This is a genomic window from Clostridium simiarum, from assembly GCF_018919175.1.
In the GTDB taxonomy this organism is placed as follows: Bacteria; Bacillota; Clostridia; order Clostridiales; family Clostridiaceae; genus Clostridium_L; species Clostridium_L simiarum.
In genome coordinates, this window is the sequence record NZ_JAHLQL010000003.1 from 317115 (window position 1) to 340725 (window position 23611).

Genomic DNA, 23611 nt, shown 5'->3' on the forward strand with positions numbered 1-23611 from the left:
TAGCTACCTTTAACAAAATAAGTAGCTAGTTTATATATATTTACTTTATTTTTTAAATTAAAATACTAAATTATTAAAATAACATTTTAAAACATAAAGCAGCTATGAGCCCTCCAATTATAGGTCCAACTACTGGTATCCAAGCATATCCCCAATCTGAATCTCCTTTACCTTTTATAGGTAATATAGCATGAGCTATACGAGGTCCAAGGTCTCTTGCTGGGTTTATAGCATATCCTGTTGGTCCTCCTAGAGATAATCCTGCTGCCCAAACTATACCTCCAACTACTAATGGTGATAATCCATCTACCATCTTAGTGTTGGCAATTCCTAATATAGCAAATACTAATACGAAAGTTCCTATTATTTCAGTGATTAAATTAGTTGTAGTATTTCTTATAGCTGGTCCTGTACAAAATATTGCAAGCTTGCCAGCCTTATCTTCTGTAGCTTCAAAATGTGGTAAGAAACTTAACCATACTAAAGTAGCCCCAATAAATGCTCCAATTAATTGAGCTATAATATACATTGGAACCTCTGCCCAAGCAAATTTACCTATGGATGCAAGTCCAATTGTAACTGCTGGGTTAAAATGAGCTCCACTTATAGGTCCAAATATATATACCGGAATAGCAACCGCTAGTGCCCACCCTGTTGTAATTACCATCCATCCTCCACCTTCAGCTTTGGATTTTTTAAGTACAGTATTAGCAACAACTCCATCACCTAGTAGAATTAAAATCATAGTTCCAAGTAACTCTCCCATAAATGTTGACATTTTTATATCCCCCTTAAATTAAACAGATAATGGTTATTCTTATGACTTTATTTAATAGCTTACAAATAGAGTTTTAAAAATACTTAAGTCCTATTAATCTATGCTTTTATTTTCCCATTTCATTGATCTATTAACAGCTTCATGCCATCCTTTTAAAAGATTTTTTCTCTTAGCTTCCTCCATATCTGGCATAAATGCTTTTGATAGAGCCCAATTTCTAGCTACATCTTCTTTGCTTTCCCAATACTTAACAGCAAGGCCCGCTAGGTAAGCTGCACCTAAAGCTGTAGTTTCTATTACTTCTGGTCTATCAACTTGTACATTTAATATATCTGATTGGAATTGCATTAAGAAGTTGTTTGCACAAGCTCCTCCGTCTACCTTTAATGCCTTTAACTCTATACCAGAGTCTTCTTGCATAGCTTTTAATATATCATTAGTTTGATATGCTAAAGATTCTAATGTAGCTCTTATAAAGTGTTCTTTCTTTGTTCCTCTTGTAAGTCCTACTACTGTACCTCTTGCATAAGGATCCCAGTAAGGCGCTCCTAGCCCAACAAAAGCAGGTACTAAGTATACTCCATCAGTATCTTCTACTTGTACAGCATACTCTTCTGAATCCGGAGCATTCTTTATCATTCTCATTTCATCCCTTAACCATTGTATAGCAGCTCCGGCAACAAATACGCTTCCTTCTAAAGCATACTCTACTTTTCCATCTATTCCCCAGGCAATAGTTGTTAATAATCCACTCTTAGAAGTCACTGCTTTTTCTCCAGTATTCATAAGCATGAAGCAACCTGTACCATAAGTGTTTTTAGCAGTTCCTTCTTCATGGCATATTTGTCCAAATAAGGCCGCTTGCTGATCTCCAGCTACACCTGCAATTGGAATTTCGTGTCCAAATAAAACTTTATCTGAATTTCCGTAAACAAAACTTGATGGTTTAACTTCAGGAAGCATTGACTTTGGTATATTAAATAATTTTAGTAACTCTTCATCCCACTGTAGATCATGTATATTAAATAATAATGTTCTAGAAGCATTAGAATAATCAGTTACATGTACTCTTCCTTTAGTTAGATTCCATATTAGCCAAGTATCTATAGTACCAAATATTAAATGACCATCCTCAGCTTTTTTCCTTGCCCCTTCTACATTATCTAATATCCATTTTACCTTTGTCCCAGAAAAATAAGCATCTAATAATAAGCCAGTTTTTTCTCTAATAATTTTGTCATAACCTTGAGCTTTAACTTCATCACAATATTCAGCAGTTCTTCTACATTGCCACACTATAGCATTATATACAGGTATACCAGTTCTCTTGTCCCAAACTACTGTAGTTTCTCTTTGATTTGTAATACCTATAGCTGCTATATCAGTAGCGTCAGCACCAATTTTAGCCATAGCTTCTATAGCTACTGAAAATTGAGAGGACCATATTTCCATAGGATCATGTTCTACCCATCCACCCTTAGGATAGATTTGAGTAAACTCCTTTTGAGCCACACTAACTATAAGTCCTCTTTCATTAAAAAGTATACATCTTGAACTTGTTGTTCCTTGGTCTAATGCCATTACATATTTAGCCATACCATATCCATCCTTCCTTTTTGTAAAATAATGTTAAATATAAAAAAAGCCGCATAAAACAAAGGTTATCTTTATTTTAAACGGCTCTTATTCTCTGCCATAAATAAAATATACTTATTAAATATATTCTACTGTAAACCTTTGCAAATTTCAATAGTGTTTTTTGCAATTTTTTCTCTATTGAAGGATTTTATGTTTTAAAAAACAAAATTTCCTCTGTGATATATTTTACTTTATCCTAGAGGAAATTATTACTATTTTATTATTCATTTATAGATTCTTTTAAAGTATGCCAAGAAAGCACTGCACACTTTACTCTAGCGGGCATATTAGAAATATTTTTAAATGCCATAGCATCTTCTAATGCTTCTAGCTCTTCATCATTTTGTATTTCTTTTTTTATCATAGATATAAAGGTCTCTACTAGCTTTAGGGCCTCTGTCTTAGTTTTTCCCTTTATAAGATCTATCATTATTGATGTTGAAGCTTGAGATATAGCACATCCATGTCCTGAAAATGCAGCCTCTTCTATTACATCTCCTTGAAATTTTAACTCTAAGGTTATTTCATCTCCGCAACTAGGATTATGTCCCATCTCAATATGATCTGGCTTTTCTATATGTCTTTTATTATGACTATTTTGATTGTGTTCCATTATAAGCTCTGTATATATTTCGTTAAGATCCATATCCTAACCACCGCCTTACGTTTTTAATTCTATCTAAGAAAATATCTATTTCTTCTTTTGTATTATAAAAATAAAAGCTCATTCTACAAGTTGAATTTAAATTCATGTATTTCATAAAAGGTTGAGCACAATGATGTCCAGCCCTTATAGCTATACCATAGCTATCTAATATGGTAGCAACATCATGAGGATGAGCATCTTTTACATTAAAGGATATTACCCCGCCTCTATTAATTGTATTTTTAGGTCCATATAATTCTATATAAGGTATTTCATCTATTCCTTTTAAGGCGTATTCTGTAAGTTCCTTTTCTACCCCTTCAATAAAATCAAAACCGATATTTTCTATATAATCTATGGCAGCACTAAGTCCTGCAGCTCCTTCTACATTTTGAGTTCCAGCTTCAAACTTATAAGGAAGCTCTGCAAAAGTAGTCTTTTGTTCCCATACGTATTCTATCATGTCTCCACCAAATAAAAATGGAGGCATTTTTTCTAATATTTCCTTTTTACCATAAAGTACACCTATTCCCATTGGTCCAAGCATCTTATGAGCTGAAAAGGCAAAAAAGTCAGCGTTAATCTTTTGTACATCTACTTTCATGTGAGGAACACTCTGTGCTCCATCTACTATAGCTATAGCACCTACCTTATGAGCAGCTTCAACTATATATTCTAAATCATTTATTATTCCTAAAGTATTATTCATTTGAGCTATAGAGACTATTTTAGTGTTTTCACTTAATGCCTTCTCTAGCTTTTCTTTTTCTATTCTGCCTTCTTCATCTAAATAAATGTATTTAAGCTTTAATCCCTTTATCATAGCTATTTGTTGCCAGGGTATTAAATTACTATGATGCTCTGCAATGGATATTAAAATTTCATCTCCCTCTTTAAGGAAGTTTAGTCCATAAGAGTATGCTAGTAAATTTAAAGACTCTGTAGTGTTTTTGGTAAAAATTATTTCTGTTGTGCTCTTAGCATTTATAAACTTTCTTACCTTTTCTCTAGCACCCTCATAAATCTCTGTAGATTTAATACTTAGGCTGTGAGCACCTCTATGGGGATTTGCATTAAAACCTTTATAGTAATCCTCTACAGCCTTTAAAACTTTATTAGGTCTTTGAGTAGTTGCAGCATTATCAAAATATACTAGTGGGTTTCCATTTACATTTTGAGATAATATAGGGAAATCTTCTCTTATGCTCTTTACTTTTAAAAAATCTGCGTTATTCATTTATCAATCGCCTCTGAACTTCCTTCTCAATATGTTCTCTCAAATCTTCTACAGGTATTTCATCTATTATATGCCTAAAGGATCCTTCTACTATAAGAAGTTTAGCTTCCTTTTCATTAAATCCTCTGCTCATAAGATAAAATAACTTTTCCTCATCCACTTTCCCTGCACTAGCAGCATGAGCTCCTTCTACATCATCCTCATCACATAAAAGCAATGGTATAGCATCAGACTTTACAGTAGAATCTAAAAGAAGAGCATATTCTTCTTCTGAACCTTTAGACCTAGCTGCACCCTTTTTAAAATCTAAAGTTCCTCTAAAAGTCTTTCTCGCCTTATCCTTTAATACCCCTCTTGTTTCTATGTTACTTTCTGTACGTCTTCCTATATGGTTCATCTTATAGCTTAAATCTACTATCCTATCTTTGTCTGCTAGATATATTGATTTCAAATCTGCCTTACTAGTTTCCTTTTCAAGATCATTAACATAGTTTGTTACACTAACCTTTCCTCCTAATTCAACAGATACATAGTTTATCTCTGCTCCATACCCTATGAATCCTACATTAGAGTCAAAATGGTAGGAGTGATCATTCATAGTTTGAACTTTTATTATATTTACTCTTGCTCCATCTTTTGCATATATTTTAGTAATACCATTATGAAAAGCTTGAACTTCTCCTTCTGTTTTATACTCCATAACCACAGTTATGTGACTATTCTCCTCAGCAACTATTATATTATTATCAATAACTGAAGCATTATTTTTATCCATAACAAACTCTATTTTAATAGGCTCTTTACTAGCTTCATTTCTAGGTGCATGGATAAAAACTCCTGTGTTTTTATGATCTTTAGCTATTTTTAATACTTCTTCTGATACTCCATACTCTGTACTTGAATCTTTTATACTGTTATCAAAATCTATTATGTTAAACTCACTTTTTACTACCACATTGCCGTGAGAAGAAGTCTTTAAAAATTCTCTCTCATAAGGCTTTATTTCTGGCAAATTTAATTCTTTAAGATTTAACTCGTTAACTTTAAGCCAACGCCAAGTTATAACTGGCAATCTATTTATTTCTTTAGCTTCATTTAACATCCTCTCACCCCCTAACCTATGGCTCCTTCTAATTCTATTTTTATAAGATTATTCATTTCTACAGCATACTCTAAAGGCAATTCCTTTGCTATAGGTTCAACAAATCCTCTAACTATCATAGCCTTTGCTTCATCCTCACTTAGTCCTCTGCTCATAAGATAGAATATGGTCTCATCGCTTATTCTACCAATTTTAGCTTCATGTCCTAAGTCAACTTCATCATTCATTATATCTATTACTGGTATAGTATCTGATTTTGATATATTATCAAGCATCAAAGATTCACAGGAAACTGTTGATTTAGAATGATGTGCATTCTGAGCAACTCTTACAGCTCCTCTATATATAGCTACTCCTCCGTCCTTTGATATGGATTTTGAGTTTATATTAGAAGATGTATATGGTGCTGCATGTATAACTTTAGCTCCTGTATCTAAATATTGTCCTTTTCCTGCAAAGGTTATTCCAGTAAACTCACATCGAGCTCTTTCACCTTTTAAAACACTCATAGGATATAGCATAGATACTTTTGAACCAAAGGATCCTGATACCCACTCTATTGCTCCATCTTTTTCTACAATAGCTCTTTTAGTATTTAGGTTATACATATTTCTTGACCAATTTTCTATAGTACTATATCTTAATGTAGCGCCCTCTTTTACAAAAAGCTCTACACACCCTGCATGAAGATTATTTACTGAATACTTAGGCGCAGAACAACCCTCTATAAAGTGAAGCTTTGCTCCCTTTTCAACTATTATTAAAGTATGTTCAAATTGACCAGCTCCAGGAGCATTAAGTCTAAAGTAAGATTGAAGCGGTATATCCACCTGAACACCTTCTGGTACATATACGAAAGAACCTCCAGACCAAACAGCCCCATGCAGAGCAGCAAACTTATGGTCACTAGGTGGGACACACTTCATAAAATACTCTTTAATTATGCTCTCATACTCTCTAACAGCACTTTCCATATCCGTATATATTACACCCTGTTTTACTAATTCGTCTTTTATGCTATGATAAACAACCTCTGAATCATATTGAGCTCCTACTCCAGCTAAAGACTCCTTTTCAGCTTCAGGTATACCTAGTAAATCAAAGGTTTTCTTTATGTCCTCAGGAACCTGATCCCAATTTGATTTCATATCTGTATCTGGTTTTACATAGGTTACTATATTCTCTATATCTAATTCACTTAAGTCCGGACCCCAAGGCGGTACCTCTATACCATTATAAATCTCTAAAGATTTTAATCTAAAGTCAGTCATCCACTGTGGTTCGTTTTTCTCTTTAGATATGGACTTTATAATTTCTGGAGTTAGACCATTTTCAGCTTTATAGCTATATCTAACTTCATTTTTTATATCATAAATACCCCTATCTATATCTTCTATATGACTCTTTTTTCTTTTTTCCACTTTATATCACCACCTTAATTAAGCCATGTGATTTTTAAACATCTCATAACCATTGGCCTCTATTTCTTTTGCCAAATTCATATCTCCAGTTTTTACAATCTTTCCATCTACTAAAACATGAACAAAGTCTGGATTTAAATAATCTAATATTTTATTATGATGAGTAATTATGATTATTGCTCTTTCCTTATTTGCCTCACTACTTACTCCTTTAGATACTATTCTTATAGCATCTACATCTAGCCCTGAATCTGTTTCATCTAATATAGCAAGTTTAGGCTGTAAAATAGACATTTGGAGTATTTCATTTTTTTTCTTCTCACCACCAGAAAACCCTAAATTTAAATACCTTTTAGCATATTCTTCATCCATTTCTAAAAGTTCCATTTTTTCTTTTAATGCTTTTCTAAAGCTCATGATTTTTAAAGGTTCACCAGTTACAGCTACCTTAGATGTTCTTAAGAAGTTTTCTACAGTAACTCCTGCTACCTCTTCCGGATGTTGAAATGATAAAAATAATCCCTTTTTAGCTCTTTCATCTGCTCTTAAATCATTTATTATTTCTCCATCAAATACTATCTCACCCTCTGTAGTATGGTATTTAGGATGGTTCATTAATGCATATGCAAGAGTAGATTTTCCTGCACCATTAGGTCCCATAATAACATGAACCTCTCCTTTGTTTACAGTTAAGTTAACTCCCTTTAATATCTCTTTGTCCTCCACTGCAGTATGAAGGTTTTTTATATCCAAAAGTATTTCTGACACCTTTTCCACCCCTTATTTTTATTCATATTTTGGTCTTTATATCATAGTAATCCACTCTGATATTTATATACATATATCATACTACCTTACCCTGAATTAGTCAAAGAATAATATTAATTTTTTTAAATATAATTGTGTTAACAAGTAAATATTAATTAAAATTATATTGACTTATTGGTATTACAGATGTAGTATAATGTTATGGACTACATTTGTAAGGAGGTGGTGATACTATGAAAGACTATCCTAAAATATCAGATGCAGAGTGGAAAGTCATGGAGATTTTATGGGAAAAATCCCCTATGTCTTCCACAGAAATAATTTCAGCACTAAAAGACTCTACAGATTGGAATCCTAAAACCATACATACCTTAATAAGTAGGCTTGTAAAAAAGGAAGCTGTAGGAATAAAAAAGGGAAACAATATTAATGAATACTTCCCATTAATTGAAGAGACTCCTTACAAAAACCTTGAAACAGAGTCATTTCTTCATAAGGTATACAATGGTTCTATAAAACTTCTTGTTTCTAATTTTATAAAAGATGATAAGCTATCTCCAGAAGAAATAAAGGAATTAAAAAACATATTAGAAGATAAAGAATAATATGTTTTTCAATTTGTTTAATAAAATCATGATGTTACAACAAAAAATATTTGTAAACATTATCATTTAATATTAGTTAAATTTTACTCTTGACTTAGTTTTTTTTAAGTTATATAATGATTTTAAAATTTAAATAAATCACGCTTCTTATCGTGAGTGGTGGAGGGACTGGCCCTATGAAACCCGGCAACCAGCACATCCTATTTAATATAGGGTGCTATGGTGCTAAATCCTGCAGCTAAAAAGCTGAGAGATAAGAGAATGAACAAGGTTTCAGCACCAGAGTTTATTCTCTGGTGTTTTTATTTTATATAAAATAAATGAGGTGAAGATATGATTGAGATAAGTAACTTAAAGAAAGGCTATGATGGCTTATCTGTATTAAAAAACATAAATTTAGATATAGAGGAAGGAGAGATATTTGGAATAATAGGACATAGCGGTGCAGGTAAATCTACCCTATTGAGATGTATAAATGGTCTAGAAAACTATCAAAATGGATCTGTTAAGGTAAATGGTAAATATATAGAAAAGTTAACTTCTAAGGAATTAAGAGTAGCTAGAAAAGATTTGGGCATGATATTTCAAGGCTTTAATCTTTTAAATAGAAAGACTGTCTATGAAAACATAGCCTTACCTTTAGAAACTTGGGGTTACAAAGATGATATAAAAAGAAAAAAGGTATATGATCTACTAGACTTAATCTCTTTAAGGGATAAGGCTAATGTTAAACCCACTAAATTAAGTGGTGGACAAAAACAGAGAGTAGCTATAGCAAGAGCATTGGCTCTGGAGCCTAAAATTCTTCTTTGCGATGAAGCTACTTCAGCCCTAGATCCTAAAACTACAAAAGACATACTAGCATTATTAAATGAACTAAATAAAAGACTAGGTATAACTATAGTGATTGTTACTCATCAGATGGAAGTTATAAAGGAAATTTGTCATAAAGTTGCTCTTATAGAAGGTGGAGAACTTTTATACAAAGGCCCTGTTGAGGATTTATTTTTAAAACCACATAGTGATTTAAATGCCTTTATAGGGGAAAATGAATCAAACTCTAATCTCCCAGGAGTAAATATTAAATTATTTTTTCCAAGTGATTCTAGCAGTAAATCTATAATAACATCTATGGCTAGATCTTTAGATTTAGACTTTTCCATAATAGAGGGAAAGGTTGAACGGTTCAGAGAATCCTTGCTTGGAACTCTCACAATAAATATAGAAGATCAGGATAAAGAGAAAATAATTAATTATTTAGATAAAAATAATATAGGCTGGGAGGTGAGATAATAATGATTAAAACTCTTATATTACCTGCTCTATTAGAAACTACAGAAATGGTATTATTCTCTACATTATTTTCCGTTATATTAGGATTTATACTAGCTATAATACTTGTAACAACTTCACCAAAGGGATTAAAACCAAATAAAATTATATATAGCATCCTGGACTTTTTCATCAATATATTAAGATCTATGCCTTTCTTAATATTAATGATATCTATAGTGCCATTAACAAAATTTATAATGGGTAAAAGCATAGGAACAAGAGCTGCTATAGTTCCTTTGACCATAGGAGCAATGCCTTTTGCCGCAAGAGTCATTGAATCTGCTTTAAACGAGGTAGATCCTGGCATAATTGAAGCTGCAAAATCATTTGGAGCAAGCACTATGCAAATTATATTTAAAGTAATAATAAAAGAAGCTATGCCTTCCATAGTATCAGGCATAACTCTTACAGTTATCAATGTCATAGGATATTCAGCTATGGCTGGTGCTATAGGAGCTGGAGGATTAGGGGATGTTGCTGTTAGATACGGCTATCATAGATTTAAGGTTGATGTAATGATCGTAACTGTAATTACTCTGATTATATTAGTTCAATTGATACAAGTTATAGGAAATATATTATATAAAAAATTAAGTTCATAGGAGGATTTTAAAATGAAAAAAATAACTACTTTATTAACATCATTATTATTAGTATCTACTGTGTTTGTAGGCTGCTCAGCTAAGGATAACTCAGCGGAAGGTTCATCAGATAAAAATAAAACTATAAAAGTAGGTGCAACCCCACTACCTCATGCAGAAATTTTACAGGAGGCTAAAAAAATATTAGAAAAGGACGGCTATAATTTAGAAATAGTAGAGTTTACAGATTATGTTACCCCAAATACATCTCTTTCTGAAAAAGAAATAGATGCAAATTTCTTTCAACATGTACCTTATCTTGAAAAGTTTAATAAAGAAAGAAATACTAAGTTAGATTATACTGCAAAGATTCATCTAGAACCTTTGGGATTATACTCTAAAAAGCTAAAGGATATCTCTGAAATAAAAGATGGAGCTGAAATAGCTATACCAAATGACCCTACCAATGGAGCTAGATCCTTAAAATTACTTCAAGATAAATCACTGATTAAATTAAAAGATGTAGAACTTGCTACTGTAAATGACATAATAGAAAATCCTAAGCAATTAAAAATTCAAGAATTAGAAGCTCCCCAGTTACCAAGAGTTCTTCAAGATGTTGACATTGCTGTAATAAATACTAATTACGCTCTTGAAGCAGATCTTAGCCCACTAAAAGATGCTTTAGCTATAGAATCTAAAGATTCACCTTATGCTAATATTTTAGCTGTAAGAGAAGACAATAAGGATTCCGAAGGTATAAAAGCCTTAACTAAAGCTTTAACTTCTTCTGAAATTAAAAAGTTTATAGAAGATAAGTATAAAGGAGCTATAGTTCCTTCTTTCTAGGCAGAATATATAACTAAAAAAAGAAGAAAGATTAAAGATGATTTTTTTAGCTTATAAAAGCTTTTTAAAATGATTCTCTATCTTTCTTCTTTTTAATTTTTTAATAAATAGATTTAAAAAGTTTTAAAGCCATCACCCAAGGTTTCAAATACTTCTGTTACATTAACAAAGGCTTTAGGATCAACATCTTTTATGAAGTTCCTTATCTTTATAAATTCTTTAGTATCTACTATAGTACAAAGCACCTCTATATTATGTTTAGAATAAGATCCCTTAGCATAATAAGTAGTGGCCCCTCTTCCCAGTTTCTTTAATATAAATTCTTCTATTAAATCTCGCTTTTCACTTATTATCCTAACCTCCATGCAGGAATTAAGCCCTTCAATCATTCTATCTATAACCATTCCATTCAATGTAACTGCCATAAGAGCATATAACCCCTCTTTAAGTCCAAATGTAAAGACTGCCAACACCGTGATAGTTAGATCTGACATAAGAACTCCCTTGCCTAAATTTGTATGGAAATACTTATTTAATATCTTAGCTATAATATCGGTCCCTCCTGTAGAAGCATTTTTATTAAATATTATTCCCATACCTGCTCCCTGAATCAATATACCAAAGAATAACTCAAGCAAAGCATCATCTGTAAAAGGTACATTATGTGGATACACAACTTCAAGTACCCTTATTACGCCTGAAAGTAAAAAGCTTGCATATATTGTTCTAGCCCCAAATGTCTTCCCTATCATTATAAATGCTATTATAAAAAGTATTATATTCATAAAAAACATCGACGTACCTACAGGTAGTACAGGGAAATGCTTATTTATTATCATAGCGAGTCCATTAACTCCTCCCGCAGCTATATCATTAGGCATTAAGAAAAAATATGTACCTATAGCCACAAGAGTAATACCAAAGGTAATAATCACATAATCCTTAATATTTTTTGTAACTTTATTCATAATAAAACCCCCTTAAGTAAGTATTCATGTCAATACTTTGTAAACCTTTACATTTTTCATGAATAATTATTCATTTCTTATTACTTATTACCCCCTAATGTATAAATAAATGATAAAAATATTATCCTTCTAGTGGCTATAATATAAGTATACACTAGCTTTCAGTAAAAAAATAGTTGTTTTACTTTGCTATGTAAAATTCTTTATCTTAATGCTTTTAAATAATAAAAAACGAGGTTACCCCCGCTTTTTATTCTTGATGTATCATATCTAACCTTCCAAACTTACTATACTGTCCAAGCCATGCTAACTTAACAGTTCCCACGGGACCATTTCTTTGTTTTGCTATTATACATTCAGCTATGTTCTTCTCTTCTGTTTCTTTATTATAATATTCATCTCTATAAAGGAACATAACAAGGTCAGCATCCTGCTCTATAGAACCTGACTCTCTAAGGTCTGATAGCATAGGTCTATGGTCTGCTCTCTGCTCCGGAGCACGAGATAGCTGTGATAGAGCTATAACAGGGCATTGCATTTCCTTTGCTAATGCTTTTATAGATCTTGATATTTCTGAAACCTCTTGCTGTCTACTTTCACTTCCACTGCCTGACATAAGCTGCAGGTAGTCTATAAGTATCAAATCTATACCATGTTCTATCTTTATCCTTCTACACTTAGATCTCATTTCCATAACAGTTATACCCGCAGTATCATCTATATATATCTTAGCTGCCGCTAAAGGTCCAGAAGCTTTAGCTATATTTTCCCAGTCTTGATCTTCAAGATTACCAGTTCTAAGTTTTAACATATCTACATTAGCTTCTGCACATAGAAGCTTATAGGCTAACTGTTCCTTAGACATTTCTAAGGAAAATACAACCACACTCTTATTTGCTCTTAAAGCTGCATACTGAGCTATATTCAATGCAAATGTAGTTTTACCCATAGAAGGTCTTGCTGCTACTAGTACCATATCTCCGCTCTGAAATCCTGAGGTTTTACTGTCTAACTCGGGAAACCCTGAAGGAACTCCAGTTATATCTCCTTTATTATTAAATAATCTCTCAATTTCTAGAAAGCCTCTTTCCAAAACAGAACTAATAGCTTCAAAATCGCTGGTACTTCTTTTTTCTGCAATATCAAATATCTTTTTCTCAGCAAAATCTAGAACTTCCTCTACATTATCTTGTTTATTATAACTATTTTCTATTATCTCTGTAGATGATCTTATAAGTTTTCTAAGCATGGATTTATTAGCTACAATATTTATATATGATTGTAAGTTTGCTGTAGAAGGTACTGAGTTACTTATCTCTGCTATGTAAGTTATTCCCCCTGCACTTTCAAGCTTTTCTACAGCCCTTAGATGCTCAATCAAAGTTACCATATCTACCGGTACATCCTTTTGATATAACTCTAATATAGCTTGAAATATAACCTGATGTGCATCTCTATAAAAGTCATCTCTTTTTAATACTTCTGCCGCTTGAGCTATGGAAGTCTTATCTATTATCATTGATCCTAAAACTGATTGTTCTGCTTCCATATTTTGAGGTAAGCTTCTCATTATAGGTGCTTCCATCAACATCTCTCCTATTTTTCAAAATGTAATGTAATAGACTCCTTCTTTGAAAAGAGGAGTCTCATTACTTTAAATTATTTAAATACTTTCTCTAAAACTTCTTCAATACTTTCTACTGCTTTAACTTCTATATCTCTTAATCCTTGAGGTATTTCCTTCTCATTTTCTTTAGGCACTAAAACTAAATTTATGCCTTTTCTTCTAGCTCCATATATTTTTTCAAATATACCACCTACAGGCTTAACTTTACCTCTAATAGATATTTCTCCTGTTATAGCAATATCTTGTCTTATGGGCTTTTCTAAAAGAGCACTTATTATGCATGCAGTTATAGCCGCTCCTGCTGAAGGCCCATCAATTTTTCCACCACCTATAACATTTACGTGGACATCATAGTCTTTAATATCCTTATCTGTTATTTTTCTTATTACTGAAGCAGCATTAAAAACTGAATCTTTTGCCATACTACCTGCTGTATCATTAAATCTCATTTTACCTTGCCCTTTTTCTCTTGCAGGAAAAACAGCAGCCTCTATTTCAATAGTAGAACCCATAAAGCCACTTACACCTAATCCATATATATGTCCAATTTCATACTTACCTGAGTTGTCCTCTAATGTATCGTAAGGCGTAAATCTTCCTATGGCTATTACCTCTTCAACATCCTTTTTGGTTACATATATTTCTTCTTTATCACATTTGCCTCCATAAAGTACATATCCATAGGCATCAGATAGTATATTAACTGCTTTTCTACCTTCTATAGTATATCTACTAATTAATTCAGAGACTCCCTCTTCTAATTTAACTTCTAACTTTATAGCAGCATTTTCTACAATTTGTTGTATATCTTTTGAGGATAGAGGTTCAAAATAAACCTCAGTACATCTTGATCTTAGTGCTGGATTCAACTCTCCAGGTTCTCTTGTAGTTGCTCCAATAAGAACGAAATCAGCTGGAGCTCCATTCTCAAATAGGTACTTTATATATTTAGGTGTATTTTCATCATCTGGATCATAATAAGACGATGAAAATTCCACTCTCTTATCCTCTAATACCTTTAAAAGTTTATTTTGAAGAATAGGATCTAACTCTCCTATTTCATCTATAAATAAAACCCCGCCATGAGCATCTGTAACCAATCCTGGTTTTGGCTCTGGAACACCAATCTCTGCTAAATCCCTTTTACTTCCCTGATATATAGGATCATGTACCGATCCTAAAAGTGGATTAGTTATTTCTCTTGGATCCCATCTTAATGTTGTACCATCTACTTCTATAAACTTAGCACTATCTTCAAAAGGTGTAAACTTAAGCTTTTTAGCTTCTTCTAAAGCCAGTCTAGCTGCAGTAGTTTTACCTACCCCTGGAGGACCATAAAGTATTATGTGCTGAGGATAAGGTGAAGCTATTTTAGATAGTAGTGATTTTATAGCTCTTTCTTGCCCTACAATTTCATCAAAACTTTCAGGTCTTAAAAAGGTTTGAAGACTTTTTCCTAATTTTTTTGAATCTAAAACCTCTAATTGAGCATATCTTTTAAGTGTTTTAGCGTTTTCAGGTCCCTTTTGTTTCCTTATTATATTAAGTCTCATTTCATCAATATACTTATCTTGTCTTTCCATAAGAGCCTGCTCAACTTGAGTTTCTATTTTACTTTGTATATACTTTCTTGCTAAGTTTTCAGATATCCATTTATTGGTATCTTCCATGACTTTATCTATTTCTTTTTCGCTTGGTACAGAGGTGCAGATTCCTTTACCATCGCTAGCTATTTTATTTAATGCATAAACTCTTTTATATAAATCATCACTTTTAACATATTTTTGTAGCTTAAACTTTACAGTCCTAGATCTTACTGAACCTTCATCTAACACATTATTTAGCACCTCAAATAACACATTTACCTGAGACTCTAGTTCCAATTCTTCATTTAAAACTTTTTGCATTTCTGATGCTTCTACTTGTGACTTCAATGTATATCCTCCCCGTTATTCTGTAACAATAACAACCTTCATCTTTGTGGATATCTCAGGATAAATCTTTACCTCTACATCGTAAGTTCCTGTTTGTTTGATTGTATCCATAACTAACTTCTTTTTATCTATATCCACACCATATTGTTTTTTAATAAGTTCTGATATATCTTTACTTGTTATTGCTCCAAATAGTCTTCCATTTTCACCTGTCTTAGCTGTCATCTTTATCTCTTTTCCCTTTAATTCATTTGCAGTTTTTTGAGCTTCTTCTATTTCAGCTAATTTCTTTTTTCTATCGTTTTCTTTTTTTGTATTTAATATGTGTAAATTTTCATTAGTTGCCTCTTGTGCAAGTTTTTTAGGAAATAAGAAATTTCTTGCGTATCCGTCTGATGCGTTTACAACCTCTCCTTTTTTTCCTAATCCTTTAACGTCTCCTAATAATATTACCTTCATTTTTTATCACCTTCCCTTAAGTATTTGGTTATAGCCATTTTTACTGACTGAACAGCTTCATCCAAGGAAGCATCATAAATTTTAGCACCAGCCATAGTCATATGCCCACCACCACCAAGGGATTCTAAAATAACTTGTACGTTTATATCCCCTAAGGATCTTCCGCTTATATTAACGTCCTTATCTATTGTAACAAGAACAAAGGAAGCTTGAATACCTGTAATATTTAGTAATTCATCCGCTGCCTGTGCTGCTATTATAGTATCTTGAATATCTGGTGGACAAGTAGCAATAGCAATATTATTTTCCACTACTGCCGACTTTATTATTTCTGCCTTCCTTAAATAAGAAGATAAATCATGTCCAAACATCTTTTTAACGTCTATAGTGTCTGCACCTAATCTTCTTAAAAAAGAGGCTGCTTCAAATGTTCTAACTCCTGTTTTAAAATAAAAGTTCTTGGTATCAAGACAAATTCCTGCTAAAAGGGCTTCTGCTTCAATTTGTGTAAGCTTTGGCTTATCTAACATATATTGTATCATTTCTGTAACTAATTCTGAAGTAGAGGATGCATAAGTTTCTATATATGTTAATATAGAATCCTCAATAAAATCAGGGTTTCTTCTATGATGATCGATTATAACTCTTCTTTTTATCAAATTAACTACATCAGCATCTTGAACATATCCCATGCTATGGACATCCACTAAGATTAAAAGACTGTTATCATCAATCTTATCCTTACATCCCTCCGGATTCAAAAACAATTTATCATATTCACTATGTTGACTTAATTTATCTAAAATATATTTTATGCTATTGTTTCTGTCCTGTAAAACAACATAGCACTCTTTATTTTTCTTCTTTATAGCACTGCTTAATCCTACTGCAGCCCCTAAACAATCCATATCGGGGTTTCTATGCCCCATTATGAAAACATTACTACTTTCACTTATAAGGTCATTTAGCGAATGAGCTATAACTCTCGCCTTAACTTTAGTCCTTTTCTCTACTTCTTTTGTATTACCTCCATAGAAGGACAGTTTCTCTCCATCTTTTATAACAACCTGGTCCCCACCTCTTCCTAAAGCTAACTCTTTAGCCTTATTAGCATAGTTATGGTTTTCTAAAGGGTTCTTTCCTCCCCTCCCTACCCCTACACTTAAGGTAACTGCCAGTTTATTATGTAAATTTATCTCTCTAATAGAATCTAATATTTCAAATTTCCTTCTCATTTCTTTTTCTATATAAAGACTCTGAACGGAAAGCACATACTTATTAGAGGAATATTTTCTTATCATAGCATTTAAGCTTTGTGCATAACTATTTATAGTTCTCTCAATTTCCGCTACCAATAAAGGTCTCATATCTTCTTCAGTACTTTTTATAACCTCATCAAGGTTATCTACTTCTATAAGCATTATATTTTCTTTAGCCTCTATATTTTGCTTATTTGTTGTTACATCATAAAAGTATAGTATCAAAATAGAGTGCTTAACATAATTTTTATCGGAAGTATTTACAATGCTAGTATGAGCATCATAATATCTCTCATTAATCTTTATATTATTATAGACACTTTTATCACCATTTAAGCTTTTTGTCATATCAAAGTCTTTAATTAAATAATTTATACTTTTGCTTAATATATCCTCTTTGTCCATTATAGCCGAGAATCTGTTATTATACCAAGATATATTACCCTTTTCACCTACTATTAACAATGGAAATGGAAGATTAACCAAAGTATTTCTTGTTGCCTCATCTAGATTTTGAGAGAAGTCCTCTATAAATTCCTTCCATTTATTCTTTTTTTCTCTTAAACTATTGAAGTTGTAATATGCAAGAAAAAAATAAATTATGCAAAATATAATCCCTTCAATTATATTTCCTTTTATAAATAATAAAGCTATAAGTATAGCTATGATTACCATATAAACCTTTGTATTAGGAACTAAATTTTTATATTTATCCACATTAAGCCGCCTTCCTTATTAAAAAACTAGCTAATCGCTAAATATATTTGAAATTTAAGTCAATTTAACATTTACTTTTTAAATTTCTTTTTCAAGGAATTGTATAAGCTATTAGGATCTAACCTTCTTAAGTCTAACAAAATATCCATAAGACCTAAAAGTGTAGCAAAAATGTATAATGGTTGAAATACAAAGGCAAAAATTATTATAAATATCATTAAACCCTTTTTAATATTAAACTTATACTTTAGATAGTAACTTATTACTGAAAGCCCACTTAATAGTATTGTACATTGAAACACAATGGTACTGGATGTGTAGATATAATCTCCTATAGGCATATTTAATGACTTAAGTATAACCCCTAAACAAATTATAATTATAAAAAGTGCAGCTACCCTATTATCGAAATACCAATGAGTAAAAGGTTTTGTTTCTTCTGTTTTGTACCCTAGCTTATTTAAAACAGACTTAGAAACTATAAAATTCACATAGGATGATATTAATCCAGTTAATATTAAAACTGAAGGTATCATCAATAAAATAAATCTCACATCCATTGAATCTATTACAGAAAATATTGGGTTAGAAGAAACATCAATACCCATACCTTCATATAAACTTTTACTTATATTTAAACTTTCTTTAAATGGTTCTATAAACATAGTTTCTATATATTTATATAGATTAACCTTAAGTATCAAAGCAATATAAAGATAAGTCTTAAGTATAGTACCTGCTATACTTGCTATAGTTTGATATATAAGGGTCTTTACAAATCCTTTTTTATTTTTGATACAATATCCTAAAGTAAACCCTGAAAAAGTTATAACTATTATGGATATCAATGCAGATAAAGGATTAATAAGCATTACCATTAATAAAAAGCTGACTACAGAAGCTGCAATAGCAATCTTCACATCATGTCTCACATATAATATCACTATAGGTATTGGTAATATTATAGAAGCTAACAAGTCAAAAATAGGAACATAGTTTACTATAAAAGTAAATATAATGATAAGCCCAGCCATTAACCCCATTTCTAACATTTGTCTAGTATCATATTTTCTATTTTGCATCTTTTCCTCCTAAGATATATGTTTGTTAATTTTAGCTTTATAGGTTTAATTTCTTTCTTTTAGATGAGAGTGTAATTTCGAAAGATCCTTACCTTCTTTCTCAACTATGTCTTCTTCTATAATCCCAAGCTTAAGCTTTTTCTTCATTGTTTCATCCACAGCTGTATAAGAATAACCCAACCTCTCTGCCAGTACATATAATATTATTATTGCCCCGGAAATGCATTCTAATATAGCTTCTTGAGCTACATTACTTCCCCTGGTTAATAGTTTGAAGAGTTCTCCGATTACACATAGAAGTTGTGCTTTAAGCTCTTCAATTATTTTTATATCAGACATTATATTAAAGCTATCCTTTTTCAATATAAACCCTCCCCAAATACCTCATCTATACTTTTAATGCTATTATACCTTAAAGACTACCATTAAAATATATCTCTATTGTAGTTTTTTTTCAATATTTATGCAACACTATAATAAAACCTTGATTTATCTTAGTTTATAAGCTTTACATGATATAAAAAAAATACATTAAGCATAATCTCTTAATGTACTTTTTAATTAGTAATTTCTTTATTTTAAACTTTTTTTCTTATTTTATAATAATTAAAGCCTAATATACCTGTACAAATTGTTAATATAATAGATATATTAACCTTCTTCTTATTTAAATAAAACTCTCTTGCTTTTCCTTTTTCTAAAACCTTAAAGTCTTTAAGGTGTATATCTACATCTCCACCGTGCTCACTACATTCTCTATGAAACTCCCCTAAAACTTCAACCATATCTCCAGTACTTTTATAATTACCAAATGTTGATGCTTCTTTTATAACATCACTTTTTCCCCAAATGCCTATAGCACTTGATCCATCATTTATATTTATCCAACTATAATCTCCTCTTTTCATTGCCTCGCCTATTGCCTCGCCCTTTACAAGCACAGTTGTCTTATCAAATTCCTTTGATTTTTCTACTAAATCATTTATAGATATATAATCCTTAGCAAAAGCTGTTTTATTATAAAATAACAATATTATAAAAATACTTATTAGCGATTTGATAATTTTACACATTTATTTTTTATACCTCCAAAAACAAAGCCTATAAGAGCAAATACAGATAAGAATTCAAGTCTACCTAGGTACATAGAAACTATATAATAAATTTTCATAACAGAAGGCATATCAGTAGAAGTAACACCTATACTTAGACCAACATTTCCTACAACTGAAGCTGCTTCATAAGCTGAACTTGAAACAGAATAACCATAATAACTTCCTAGTGCTGTACCTATGGTAAATAAAACTATATAACATATCATTATTATAGCTGAGCTCTTTATTAGGTTATCATTTAATACCAAATCTTTTATATGATGTATTTTAAAAACATTAACTTTTCTTTCAGGGCTTAATAACCTTTTTACCTCTGAAATTATTCCCTTAAAAACTATCCCTACTCTAAGACCCTTAAACCCTCCAGCTGTTGAACAGGCAGAGCCTCCTATAAGCATTGCTATAACCATAACAATCACTCCAAATTCTCCCCATTCTAAAGCAAACTGTCTGGCATATATATTGCTAAATCCTGTAGTTGTATGTGCAGATAATAGATTATATATACCTCTTCTAAAGATTCCTATAGCATTAGAGTATACATTTAACTTATTTAAAGCTATAACTAAAAAGAATGAAGTTAAGGTAGCAGTAATAAAAAAGCTTTGAGTTTCTATATTTTTTAATATTTCTTTTTTTTGACCCTTCCAAACAGCATAATGTAATCCAAAATTAAAAGAACCTATTATGAAGAATATTATTGATATAATTTCATAACTCATACTGTGATAAAACATAATATTTTGAGACATAGGTGCAAATCCACCAGTACTCCATGCGGACATAAATATAAATAGTCCATGGAAAAATGCAGTGCTTGGCTTTAAGCCTATAACTATACCATTTATCCATAATGCAAGTGTACCAATTAAAAGGTATACAATACTTATTATCCATATAATTTTTGTGGTTTCTTTAACATTAGGTAAAAGCTCTATATCTTTACCTTCACCAACATACATTTTATATGCACCCACAGTATCCTTAACAAGAAAGGATAAAGCTAAAACTACCATTCCTTGTCCTCCAACAAAGGTTATTATATGCCTCCACATATTTAAAGATAATGAAATATGATCTAAGTCTTGTATTAAAATTAATCCTGTAGTAGTGAAACCGCTCATAACATCAAAAGCAGAATCTAAAAATGACTTATAATTTCCACTTAAATAATATGGTACGGCACATAACAACATAAGCACTAACCAGGATAAAGAAGCTATAACTAAACCATGCTTCCATTGAACTTTTATAAGATTTAAAGACCTTCTTCCATATATAAGCAGTGAAAACCCTATAATAAAGGATAAGTTCATACTAATTAGAAAATCTATAAAACTTGGCCACTCAGCATATAATAAAGAAATTAGAATGGGTATTAACATTAAAAAAGCTGTACCCATTAATATAGCACCTGTATAATAACTTATTATTTTCAAATCTAAATTTTTATTTTTCATATTAAGTTACCTCGTAATTATAAGTTCTATGAAGAATATAAGCATAATTAAAGTTAAAGTAAATGCACACTCTGTCACTACACCTGAAAACACTCTTTTTTTATTTAACATACTTCTCACCCTCAATATATAAGCTATATATATTTTTCTAATTCAAATTTTTTCGATGAAGGAATAGACATTAACATCCTATCATCTTGCCTTATTTCTATATTACCTTTAGGATAAATAACATTATCCTCTCTAAATATAGATACTATTACGCACCCCTTTGGTAAATCTATAGAGGATATAGATTTATCTTTCAAAATACTTTTTTTATTAACCATGGCTTCTACTAAGATTATTTCACCTCTATTTAAGGTTTGAATAAATTTTAATTTTTCATTGCCTAGTTCTCCCTCTATAATGGTTGATATGACCTCTGTGCTACAAACCGTATCATTTATTCCAAGTGCCTTAAAGATCTCTCTATTTTTAGGATTATTTATTCTTGCTATAGTCTTTTTATCACTGAAATTCATTTTTACCATTTGGCATATAACAAAATTTTCCTCATCTTTGCCTGTTACTGCTGCAACTATTTCACTTTCCTGTATATTAGCCTCCTCTAATACTTCAATACTTGTACCATCTCCATGTATAACATCAACATCAAATTCTTCCGCTATTTTATTGCATAAATTTATATCTTTTTCAATCAGTGCCACATTATAATTCTCTTCTAACAATGTTTTTAAAAGATAGTACCCAACTTTTCCTCCACCAACAATTATAGCTCTCATATAACTCTCTCCTTTAAAAGCTCTGATATAAGTCTGTCTTTATCTTTAACAGATATTGTGCAAACTATTTTATCTCCCTTTTGAATGATTTCATTTCCTTTTACTATTTTAAATTCACTATTTCTTAAAATTGAGGATACAACACAATTGTATTCCTCCTCTAAATCTCTAACTTTAATCAAATGTCTGTCATATACTGGTATATCCGTCACCACTATATCATTGTCCAAGTTCACTATATCTCTGCTATTACCAAGATTTATTTTATTTCTAACTACATTGGCATTTAACATTACTGGGCATACATAATCTATACTCATTTGCCTATATATATACTCTTTTTCTCTATCATAAACCCTTGATATAACCTTCTTAACTCCAAATATATTTTTAGCTATTTGGCAACTCATTAAATTTACATTATCATTAGATGTCATAGCTACAAATACATCAGCCTCATTTATTCCAGCATCAACTAAAACGTCCTTGTCTATCTCTATTCCTCTTATCCTTGTACCATTAAATACAACTCCAAGATTCTCTAACTTACTGCTATCTTTATCTATAACTACTACATTATGTCCTTCGTTAGCTAGTTCTTTTGCTAAGTTACTTCCCATTCTTCCACAGCCCACTATTATTATATACAAGCTAAATTCCCCCTTTATAAACTTTATTCTAAATCTATATTAAAATTTTTATAAAGCTTCAGATTTTGTATTATCCTCTAAATTTTTATTTATAGGATAAGTAAATTCTAGGTCATCTATTTTTTTAAATAATCTTTTTTCTTCTACATAATATTTTTCTGCATTAAACTCTCCAAATATATTTTTATCCGTAAATCTTATAGATCTCATATAATTAGTATCAAAAGTTGATTCTAAGTTGATCTTTTTACCCATGAAATCTAGAAATACATAAAACCAGTCTAATACTTCATTTTGTCTAGCTATTATTTTATTAGTTAAATCCTTAACCCTTACAGTTTTTAATTCACAATTAAAATTTAAGCTTTTAAAAACTGTATAAAGTAAAATGTTCTTTCTCTTATTATCTCCTCTTCCCATAACAAGTGTTTCTGAAGCTTTTTCTTCTTTATAAATATAAGGATCATAATAAATAAAATTTTTTATATCTATATAAATTCTATTTATCAAATATATACCTGAATAATTTTGTGAAAACTTTGAAGCATAATTTATTATTCTTTCATTATCTATATCACAATATTTTTCAATCAAT

General features: G+C 31.1%; 23 protein-coding genes and 1 riboswitch. Of the genes, 4 read left to right on the forward strand and 19 right to left on the reverse strand.

Translation table 11 applies throughout. The features are described 5' to 3' along the window. Positions 1-73: 73 nt before the first annotated feature. The 7 genes from KQI89_RS11390 to sufC all read right to left on the reverse strand — a co-directional run bounded on the left by KQI89_RS11390 (position 74) and on the right by sufC (position 7590). Entirely contained in the window at positions 74-778 is a 705-nt protein-coding gene (locus tag KQI89_RS11390) for an MIP/aquaporin family protein (protein WP_216457159.1), read from the reverse strand. Between the two features lie 93 nt (positions 779-871). Continuing rightward, positions 872-2374: a glycerol kinase GlpK gene (glpK, locus tag KQI89_RS11395; RefSeq protein WP_216457160.1), complete on the reverse strand. Its 1503-nt coding sequence runs from the start codon at positions 2372-2374 to the stop codon at positions 872-874. A gap of 262 nt (positions 2375-2636) precedes the next feature. Beyond that, the gene (gene sufU, locus KQI89_RS11400) at positions 2637-3062 is read right to left on the reverse strand and encodes a Fe-S cluster assembly sulfur transfer protein SufU (protein ID WP_216457161.1); all 426 of its coding nucleotides are present in this window, start codon (positions 3060-3062) and stop codon (positions 2637-2639) included. Then, positions 3052-4299: a cysteine desulfurase gene (locus tag KQI89_RS11405; protein ID WP_216457162.1), complete on the reverse strand. Its 1248-nt coding sequence runs from the start codon at positions 4297-4299 to the stop codon at positions 3052-3054. The genes sufU and KQI89_RS11405 overlap by 11 nt, the downstream gene beginning before the upstream one ends. Further along, the gene (gene sufD, locus KQI89_RS11410; protein WP_216457163.1) at positions 4292-5401 is read right to left on the reverse strand and encodes a Fe-S cluster assembly protein SufD; all 1110 of its coding nucleotides are present in this window, start codon (positions 5399-5401) and stop codon (positions 4292-4294) included. The genes KQI89_RS11405 and sufD overlap by 8 nt, the downstream gene beginning before the upstream one ends. An 11-nt stretch (positions 5402-5412) precedes the next feature. Then, positions 5413-6822: a Fe-S cluster assembly protein SufB gene (gene sufB / locus KQI89_RS11415; protein WP_032123340.1), complete on the reverse strand. Its 1410-nt coding sequence runs from the start codon at positions 6820-6822 to the stop codon at positions 5413-5415. 18 nt (positions 6823-6840) lie between these two features. Next, positions 6841-7590: a Fe-S cluster assembly ATPase SufC gene (gene sufC, locus KQI89_RS11420; protein ID WP_032123339.1), complete on the reverse strand. Its 750-nt coding sequence runs from the start codon at positions 7588-7590 to the stop codon at positions 6841-6843. A gap of 233 nt (positions 7591-7823) precedes the next feature. On the opposite strand from sufC, the gene KQI89_RS11425 reads away from it, so the two are divergent. The 4 genes from KQI89_RS11425 (at position 7824) to KQI89_RS11440 (ending at position 10960) form a co-directional block, all read left to right on the forward strand. After that, positions 7824-8195, forward strand: a complete 372-nt coding sequence (locus tag KQI89_RS11425; RefSeq protein WP_216457164.1) for a BlaI/MecI/CopY family transcriptional regulator — start codon at positions 7824-7826, stop codon at positions 8193-8195. A 144-nt stretch (positions 8196-8339) separates the two neighbouring features. After that, a riboswitch (SAM riboswitch) is annotated at positions 8340-8455 on the forward strand. Positions 8456-8528: 73 nt separating this feature from the next. After that, on the forward strand, positions 8529-9488 hold the full coding sequence (locus KQI89_RS11430) for a methionine ABC transporter ATP-binding protein (RefSeq protein ID WP_216457165.1): 960 nt from the start codon (positions 8529-8531) through the stop codon (positions 9486-9488). A 2-nt stretch (positions 9489-9490) separates the two neighbouring features. Continuing rightward, positions 9491-10132 carry a methionine ABC transporter permease gene (locus KQI89_RS11435; RefSeq protein ID WP_032123336.1) on the forward strand — a complete coding sequence of 214 codons (642 nt, stop codon included), beginning with the start codon at positions 9491-9493 and terminating at the stop codon, positions 10130-10132. 12 nt (positions 10133-10144) lie between these two features. Then, entirely contained in the window at positions 10145-10960 is an 816-nt protein-coding gene (locus KQI89_RS11440; protein WP_216457166.1) for a MetQ/NlpA family ABC transporter substrate-binding protein, read from the forward strand. Positions 10961-11073: 113 nt separating this feature from the next. Here the strand turns inward: KQI89_RS11440 and KQI89_RS11445 are convergent, their stop codons facing one another. From KQI89_RS11445 to KQI89_RS11500, 12 genes are all read right to left on the reverse strand, one after another. Then, entirely contained in the window at positions 11074-11928 is an 855-nt protein-coding gene (locus tag KQI89_RS11445; RefSeq protein ID WP_216457167.1) for a YitT family protein, read from the reverse strand. 250 nt (positions 11929-12178) lie between these two features. Further along, on the reverse strand, positions 12179-13513 hold the full coding sequence (locus KQI89_RS11450; RefSeq protein WP_032123333.1) for a replicative DNA helicase: 1335 nt from the start codon (positions 13511-13513) through the stop codon (positions 12179-12181). Between the two features lie 74 nt (positions 13514-13587). Beyond that, positions 13588-15462, reverse strand: a complete 1875-nt coding sequence (gene lonC, locus KQI89_RS11455; protein ID WP_096878004.1) for a Lon family ATP-dependent protease — start codon at positions 15460-15462, stop codon at positions 13588-13590. A 42-nt stretch (positions 15463-15504) separates the two neighbouring features. Beyond that, on the reverse strand, positions 15505-15948 hold the full coding sequence (gene rplI / locus KQI89_RS11460; protein ID WP_032123331.1) for a 50S ribosomal protein L9: 444 nt from the start codon (positions 15946-15948) through the stop codon (positions 15505-15507). Continuing rightward, a complete protein-coding gene (locus KQI89_RS11465) occupies positions 15945-17882 on the reverse strand; it encodes a DHH family phosphoesterase (protein WP_042439866.1) in 1938 nt (645 codons plus the stop codon). Before KQI89_RS11465 ends, rplI begins: the two co-directional genes overlap by 4 nt. Before the next feature lie 113 nt (positions 17883-17995). Then, positions 17996-19006, reverse strand: coding sequence for a YybS family protein (locus tag KQI89_RS11470; RefSeq protein ID WP_216457168.1), 1011 nt, complete (start codon positions 19004-19006; stop codon positions 17996-17998). Between the two features lie 45 nt (positions 19007-19051). Next, complete coding sequence (locus KQI89_RS11475) at positions 19052-19369, reverse strand: MazG-like family protein (RefSeq protein WP_032123328.1); 318 nt, start codon at positions 19367-19369, stop codon at positions 19052-19054. A 215-nt stretch (positions 19370-19584) separates the two neighbouring features. Then, the gene (locus KQI89_RS11480; RefSeq protein ID WP_216457169.1) at positions 19585-20079 is read right to left on the reverse strand and encodes a hypothetical protein; all 495 of its coding nucleotides are present in this window, start codon (positions 20077-20079) and stop codon (positions 19585-19587) included. After that, a complete protein-coding gene (locus KQI89_RS11485) occupies positions 20055-21581 on the reverse strand; it encodes a TrkH family potassium uptake protein (RefSeq protein WP_216457170.1) in 1527 nt (508 codons plus the stop codon). The genes KQI89_RS11480 and KQI89_RS11485 overlap by 25 nt, the downstream gene beginning before the upstream one ends. 134 nt (positions 21582-21715) lie before the next feature. Further along, entirely contained in the window at positions 21716-22366 is a 651-nt protein-coding gene (locus KQI89_RS11490) for a potassium channel family protein (RefSeq protein ID WP_216457171.1), read from the reverse strand. Next, positions 22363-23016, reverse strand: a complete 654-nt coding sequence (locus KQI89_RS11495) for an NAD-binding protein (protein ID WP_216457172.1) — start codon at positions 23014-23016, stop codon at positions 22363-22365. Before KQI89_RS11495 ends, KQI89_RS11490 begins: the two co-directional genes overlap by 4 nt. Before the next feature lie 48 nt (positions 23017-23064). After that, positions 23065-23610, reverse strand: a complete 546-nt coding sequence (locus KQI89_RS11500; RefSeq protein WP_216457173.1) for a hypothetical protein — start codon at positions 23608-23610, stop codon at positions 23065-23067. Between the last annotated feature and the right edge of the window lies 1 nt (position 23611).

Excerpts from the sequence above, each read along its gene's own strand:
- KQI89_RS11440 (WP_216457166.1), top strand. The coding sequence starts at position 10,145 with ATGAAAAAAATAACTACTTTATTAACATCATTATTATTAGTATCTACT.
- KQI89_RS11490 (WP_216457171.1), bottom strand. The coding sequence starts at position 22,366 with ATGAGAGCTATAATTGTTGGTGGAGGAAAAGTTGGGTACTATCTTTTA.
- KQI89_RS11445 (WP_216457167.1), bottom strand. The coding sequence starts at position 11,928 with ATGAATAAAGTTACAAAAAATATTAAGGATTATGTGATTATTACCTTT.
- sufD (WP_216457163.1), bottom strand. The coding sequence starts at position 5,401 with ATGTTAAATGAAGCTAAAGAAATAAATAGATTGCCAGTTATAACTTGG.
- KQI89_RS11450 (WP_032123333.1), bottom strand. The coding sequence starts at position 13,513 with ATGGAAGCACCTATAATGAGAAGCTTACCTCAAAATATGGAAGCAGAA.
- KQI89_RS11425 (WP_216457164.1), top strand. The coding sequence starts at position 7,824 with ATGAAAGACTATCCTAAAATATCAGATGCAGAGTGGAAAGTCATGGAG.
- KQI89_RS11485 (WP_216457170.1), bottom strand. The coding sequence starts at position 21,581 with ATGAAAAATAAAAATTTAGATTTGAAAATAATAAGTTATTATACAGGT.
- KQI89_RS11465 (WP_042439866.1), bottom strand. The coding sequence starts at position 17,882 with ATGGTAATCATAGCTATACTTATAGCTTTATTATTTATAAAAGGAAAT.
- KQI89_RS11435 (WP_032123336.1), top strand. The coding sequence starts at position 9,491 with ATGATTAAAACTCTTATATTACCTGCTCTATTAGAAACTACAGAAATG.
- sufU (WP_216457161.1), bottom strand. The coding sequence starts at position 3,062 with ATGGATCTTAACGAAATATATACAGAGCTTATAATGGAACACAATCAA.
- rplI (WP_032123331.1), bottom strand. The coding sequence starts at position 15,948 with ATGAAGGTAATATTATTAGGAGACGTTAAAGGATTAGGAAAAAAAGGA.
- lonC (WP_096878004.1), bottom strand. The coding sequence starts at position 15,462 with ATGCAAAAAGTTTTAAATGAAGAATTGGAACTAGAGTCTCAGGTAAAT.
- KQI89_RS11480 (WP_216457169.1), bottom strand. The coding sequence starts at position 20,079 with ATGTGTAAAATTATCAAATCGCTAATAAGTATTTTTATAATATTGTTA.
- KQI89_RS11470 (WP_216457168.1), bottom strand. The coding sequence starts at position 19,006 with ATGCAAAATAGAAAATATGATACTAGACAAATGTTAGAAATGGGGTTA.
- glpK (WP_216457160.1), bottom strand. The coding sequence starts at position 2,374 with ATGGCTAAATATGTAATGGCATTAGACCAAGGAACAACAAGTTCAAGA.
- KQI89_RS11430 (WP_216457165.1), top strand. The coding sequence starts at position 8,529 with ATGATTGAGATAAGTAACTTAAAGAAAGGCTATGATGGCTTATCTGTA.
- KQI89_RS11405 (WP_216457162.1), bottom strand. The coding sequence starts at position 4,299 with ATGAATAACGCAGATTTTTTAAAAGTAAAGAGCATAAGAGAAGATTTC.
- KQI89_RS11390 (WP_216457159.1), bottom strand. The coding sequence starts at position 778 with ATGTCAACATTTATGGGAGAGTTACTTGGAACTATGATTTTAATTCTA.